Origin of the sequence: Streptomyces sp. NPDC007162, assembly GCF_040634175.1 — a bacterium.
Lineage (GTDB): Bacteria > Actinomycetota > Actinomycetes > Streptomycetales > Streptomycetaceae > Streptomyces.
The window spans coordinates 1-5,621 of the sequence record NZ_JBEYFC010000549.1 but is presented as its reverse complement, the minus strand read 5'-3'; the positions used below and the strand labels follow the sequence as shown (position 1 = coordinate 5,621).

The window sequence follows — 5,621 nt, the reverse complement described above, 5'->3', positions numbered from 1 at the left end:
AGGCCGAGTTGCGGCATGTCCAACGAGACCGTGGCCTCCTGGGTGTGGTGGGGGTCGAGGTTGACGACCACCAGAACCGTGTCCGAGCCGGTCCGCTTGCTGTACGCGAGGACGGAGTCGTTGTCCGTGTGGTGGAAGTGGAGGTCGCGCAGTTGCCGCAGCGCCGGGCTGGCGCGCCGGACGGCGTTGAGCCGGGTGATGAGCGGCGCGATGCCGTCCGTTTCCGCGCGCTCCCAGTCCCGGGGCCTGAGCTGGTACTTCTCCGAGTCGAGGTACTCCTCGCTGCCTTCCTTGAGAGGGGTGTTCTCGCAGAGTTCGTAGCCGCTGTAGATGCCCCAGGTGGGGGAGAGGGTGGCGGCGAGCACGGCACGGGCCTCGAAGGCGGGGCGGCCGCCGTGCTGGAGGTAGGCGTGCAGGATGTCGGGGGTGTTGGCGAAGAAGTTCGGCCGCATGTACGCGGCGCTCTGCCCGGCGAGTTCGCCGGCGTACTCGGTGAGTTCCTGCTTGGTGGTGCGCCAGGTGAAGTAGGTGTAGGACTGCTGGAAGCCGATCTGGGCGAGGGTGCGCATCATCGCGGGGCGGGTGAAGGCCTCGGCGAGGAAGATGACGTCCGGGTCGGCCGCGTTGATCTCGGCGATGACCCGTTCCCAGAACACCACGGGCTTGGTGTGGGGGTTGTCGACGCGGAAGATCCGCACCCCGCAGTCCATCCAGTGCCGCAGCACCCGGACCGTCTCGGCGACCAGGCCGTCCATGTCGGCGTCGAAGGCGACGGGGTAGATGTCCTGGTACTTCTTCGGCGGGTTCTCGGCGTAGGCGATGGTGCCGTCCGGCCGGTGGTGGAACCACTCGGGATGTTTCTCCACCCAGGGGTGGTCCGGCGAGCACTGCAACGCGAAGTCCAGCGCGATCTCCAGACCGTGGGCCTCGGCCTGCCGGACGAACCACCGGAAGTCCTCCAGCGTGCCCAGGTCCGGGTGCACCGCGTCATGGCCGCCCTCGGGCGAGCCGATCGCCCACGGCACTCCCACGTCCTGCGGGTCCGCGCTCAACGTGTTGTTGCGGCCCTTGCGGAAGGTGGTTCCGATGGGGTGGATCGGCGGGAGGTAGACGACGTCGAAGCCCATCGCCGCGATCGCGGGCAGCCGCCGGGCCGCGGTCCTGAACGTGCCGTGCGGCCGCTCGGGGGTGCCCTCGGAACGCGGGAAGAACTCGTACCACGAGCCGTACAGGGCCCGTTCGCGCTCGACGAGCAGGGGCAGCGGCTCGGAGGCGGTCACCAGCTCCCGCAGCGGGTGGCGGGCCAGCACCTTGTCGACCTCGGGGGTGAGGGCGGCCGCCAGCCGCCAGGGGGCGGGCCGTTCCTCGTCGCGCAGGGCGGCCGCCGCGGCCAGCAGCACCTCCCGTTTCCTGGCCTTCGGCACCCCGGCGGCGGCGCGTTCGTGGAGCGCGGCGCCCTCCGCCAGGACCAGCTCGGTGTCGACACCCGCCGGGATCTTGATCCGGGCGTGCCGGCGCCAGGTGGCGACCGGGTCTCCCCATGCCTCGACCTGGTAGGTCCAACGGCCCGGTTTCCCCTCGACGGTGACGGTGGCGCCCCAGCGGTCGGTGCCGGGGGCGAGCTCCCGCATCGGGGTCCAGGGGCCCGGACGGCCCTTCGGGTCCTTCAGTACGACGTTCGCGGCGACCGCGTCATGGCCCTCGCGGAAGACGGTCGCGGTGACCTCGAACGACTCCCCGACGACCGCCTTGGCGGGCCGGCGCCCCTGCTGGACCAGCGGACGGACGTCGAGGACGGGTATGCGGCCGACGGCGGTGACCGTGTCCGCGGGGGGTGGCGCGCCGGATGACGTGCCTGGTGCCGGGGGCGCCGACGTGCGGGGACCGACGGGTACTGACGAGTGGTGCTTGGCGGGCATGACCGCTCCTGTCCGCGGCAACGTGGTGGTGTGGGCGGATGGGTGGTGGGGAGGTGGGTCCTGCGTGTACCTGAAGGGTCTACCTGTGCTGGGTATCTGTCCTGTGTCCGTGGGGTGTACCGGAGGAGCCTTCCCACCCTATTCGGGTGGGCAATCCGGCACTTTGTTAACTACTCAGCCGTATGTCTACGTACAAGACCGGTCCTGTTCCGGACACCTGCCCGCTCGACGCCCCCGCAATCAGGGCCTTGTCATCAAGGACCGTTCGGCACACTGCCGAAGTATGGCTCGATTCCACCCCGTACCGGGCGTCGGCGCCCTTCACGCCGAAGCACGGGTCCGGGGCGGCGGCCCACGGCACCACCCCCGGCACCGGTACCGTCGTGACAGACGCGAGCCGCACACCGCCGTACGGCTCTCACCGCGAACGCACGAGGTGGAATGTGAAGGCGATCCGTCGGTTCACCGTCCGTCCCGTTCTCCCCGAACCCCTCCGCCCCCTCAGCGACCTGGCCCGCAACCTGCGCTGGTCCTGGCACGCCGAGACACGTGATCTCTTCCAGTCCGTCGATCCCGAGCGCTGGGCCGTCTCGGAGGGCGACCCGGTGCGGCTGCTCGGCAGCGTGCCCCCCGCGCGCCTCGCCGAACTGGCCTCGGACCGACGCTTCCTGCGCCGGCTGACAGCCGTCGCCGACGATCTGGGCGACTACCTGACCGGCGACCGCTGGTACCAGTCGCGGCCCGAGACCGCCGGACTCCCGGCCGCCGTCGCCTACTTCTCACCCGAGTTCGGCATCACGGCGGCCCTGCCCCAGTACTCCGGCGGCCTCGGCATCCTGGCCGGCGACCACCTCAAGTCGGCCAGCGACCTGGGGGTGCCGCTGATCGGCGTCGGCCTGCTGTACCGGCACGGCTACTTCCGGCAGACCCTGTCCCGGGACGGCTGGCAGCAGGAGCACTATCCCGTCCTCGACCCCCACGAACTGCCCGTGGCGCTGCTGAAGGAGGCCGACGGCACCCCGGCGCACGTCTCCCTCGCGCTGCCCGGCGGCCGGCTGCTGCGCGCCCGGATCTGGCTGGCCCAGGTGGGCAGGGTGCCGCTGCTGATGCTGGACTCCGACGTCGAGGAGAACGACCTCGGCGAGCGCGGGGTCACCGACCGGCTCTACGGTGGCGGCAGCGAACACCGGCTGCTCCAGGAGATGCTGCTCGGCATAGGAGGAGTGCGCGCCGTACGCACGTACTGCCGGCTCACCGGGCACGCCGAACCGGAGGTCTTCCACACCAACGAGGGACACGCCGGCTTCCTCGGCCTGGAGCGCATCGCCGAGCTCGTCGCCGCAGGGTCGGACTTCGACGCGGCACTGGAAGCGGTCCGGGCCGGAACCGTCTTCACCACCCACACCCCCGTCCCGGCCGGCATCGACCGCTTCGACCGGGAGCTGGTCGCCCGCCACTTCGGCGCCGACGCCGAACTGCCGGGCATCGACGTCGAGAACGTCCTGCGGCTCGGCATGGAGACCTACCCCGGCGGCGAGCCCAACCTGTTCAACATGGCCGTGATGGGGCTGCGGCTCGCCCAGCGCGCCAACGGCGTCTCGCTGCTGCACGGCAACGTCAGCCGGGAGATGTTCGCCGGACTGTGGCCGGGGTTCGACCCCGACGAGGTGCCGATCACCTCCGTGACGAACGGGGTGCACGCACCGACCTGGGTGGCCCCCGAGGTGGTGCGGCTGGGCGCCCGGCAGCTCGGTGACCGGCGTACCGAGGAGGCGCTGACCGTGGGCGGCCCGGAACGCTGGGACGCGATCGCCGACATCGCCGACCAGGAGATCTGGGAGCTGCGCCGCACCCTGCGGGAGCAGCTGGTGCTGGAGGTGCGGGAGCGGCTGCGGGCCTCCTGGCGGCAGCGGGGGGCCGGAACCGCCGAGCTGGGCTGGATCGACCAGGCCCTCGATCCGGACGTCCTCACCATCGGATTCGCGCGCCGCGTCCCGTCGTACAAGCGGCTCACGCTCATGCTGCGCGACCGGGACCGGCTGATGGACCTGCTGCTGCACCCGGAGCGCCCGATCCAGATCGTGGTGGCCGGGAAGGCGCACCCGGCGGACGACGGCGGCAAGCGGCTGGTGCAGGAGCTGGTCCGGTTCACCGACGACCCGCGGGTGCGCCGCCGGATCGTCTTCCTGCCCGACTACGGCATGGCGATGGCCCAGAAGCTGCTGCCGGGGTGCGACATCTGGCTGAACAACCCGCTGCGCCCCCTGGAGGCGTGCGGGACGAGCGGGATGAAGGCGGCCCTCAACGGCGGCCTCAACCTCTCGGTCCTGGACGGCTGGTGGGACGAATGGTTCCAGCCGGACTTCGGCTGGGCGATCCCGACCGCGGACGGCGCCGGCACCGACCCCGACCGGCGCGACGACATCGAGGCGGACGCCCTCTACGACCTTCTCGAACAGCGCGTCACCCCGCGCTTCTACGAGCGCGGCCGCACCGGCCTGCCCGACCGCTGGATCGAGATGGTCCGCCAGACCCTCACCCTCCTCGGTCCCAAGGTGCTGGCGGGCCGGATGGTCCGCGAGTACGTGGACCGTCTCTACACCCCGGCGGCCCACGCCCACCGGTCCATGACCGCGGACGCGGCCCGTGAACTGTCCGGCTGGAAGGACCGGGTGCGGGCGGCCTGGCACGGAGTGACGGTCGACCACGTGGCGACCACCGCGGCCCCGGCCACCGCCGAGCTGGGCGCCACCCTCGCGCTGCGCGTCCGCGTCCGGCTGGGTGCACTCACGCCCGACGACGTGGAGGTCCAGGCCGTCTCCGGCCGGGTCGACCCCGAGGACCGCATCACGGACGCGACGACGGCCCCGCTGAAGCCGACCGGGGGCCCCGACCTGGAGGGCAACTGGACCTACGAGGGCCCGCTGTCCCTGGACCGCACCGGCCCCTACGGCTACACGGTCCGCATCCTCCCGTCCCACCGGCTCCTCGCCTCCGGCGCCGAGCTGGGCCTGGTGACGGCTCCTTCGGAGAGCGCCGCGGAGGGGGCCGGACTACTGATGCGCTGACCGCCGGCCCCGACACGCCAAGGGCGGACGATCCCTCCCCGGCCTTCCCCGCCCTTGGCCGTCAGAACTCCGGTTGCACGTCCGCGCACAGGCGGCGCAGGACCGCTCCGCACCTGCGGGCGTACGCGTGCTGGAGTCCCCGGGTCGCCGGGCCGGCCGCTCTGGTGTACCACTTGGCCGGTCTGCTGAAGGCCGCGACCGTCAGCCAGACCGTGCCGTCGCCGGTGCGGTCGACCACGAAGGCCTCCTCGCCGGACTCGGGGTGCCCGGTGAGGGTGCCGTAGGCCCAGCCCGCGCGGCGGGACTCGTCCAGGGTCCAGACGATCCGGCAGGGTGCTTTGACGAGGCCGGCGAGGGTGACCGTGACGTCCGCGCCGGGGGCCGCCCGGTCGGCGGCGGTGTCGATGCCGACGCCCAGCGCGCGGTGGAGTTCCCAGGTGAGGACGGCCTCGGCGGCGCGCTGGAAGACTCCGCGCCCCTCGCCTATGCGCGTGCGCACGTGAAGCGGGTGGAAGCCCGGCGGGCAGGCGGCGAGGTTCTCACGGGTCGCGCCCACCGCGTCGTACGTGAAGGACATGGGAGACAAGGGTAGGGCGGGCCCCGGGGACGCCTGGGTCCCGGGGCCCGCCCGATG

At 72.2% G+C, this 5,621-nt stretch carries 3 protein-coding genes; 1 reads left to right on the top strand and 2 read right to left on the bottom strand.

The window, feature by feature from the left end; all coding sequences use genetic code 11:
* The coding region (locus tag ABZ646_RS38780) for an alpha-1,4-glucan--maltose-1-phosphate maltosyltransferase (protein ID WP_360530071.1) at window positions 1-1,919 on the bottom strand (1,919 nt) is incomplete at its 3' end.
* Window positions 1,920-2,362: 443 nt separating this feature from the next.
* Between ABZ646_RS38780 and ABZ646_RS38775 the strand changes: the two genes are divergently transcribed.
* Window positions 2,363-4,987 (top strand): glycosyltransferase family 1 protein, encoded by a 2,625-nt coding sequence (locus tag ABZ646_RS38775; RefSeq protein WP_360530068.1) that lies wholly within the window; start codon window positions 2,363-2,365, stop codon window positions 4,985-4,987.
* A gap of 61 nt (window positions 4,988-5,048) precedes the next feature.
* Here the strand turns inward: ABZ646_RS38775 and ABZ646_RS38770 are convergent, their stop codons facing one another.
* Complete coding sequence (locus tag ABZ646_RS38770) at window positions 5,049-5,564, bottom strand: DUF1990 domain-containing protein (RefSeq protein WP_360530065.1); 516 nt, start codon at window positions 5,562-5,564, stop codon at window positions 5,049-5,051.
* Window positions 5,565-5,621 lie beyond the last annotated feature (57 nt).

Bases quoted from the DNA above. Each gene is read 5' to 3' on its own strand.
- ABZ646_RS38770 (WP_360530065.1), bottom strand. From the start codon at position 5,564: ATGTCCTTCACGTACGACGCGGTGGGCGCGACCCGTGAGAACCTCGCC.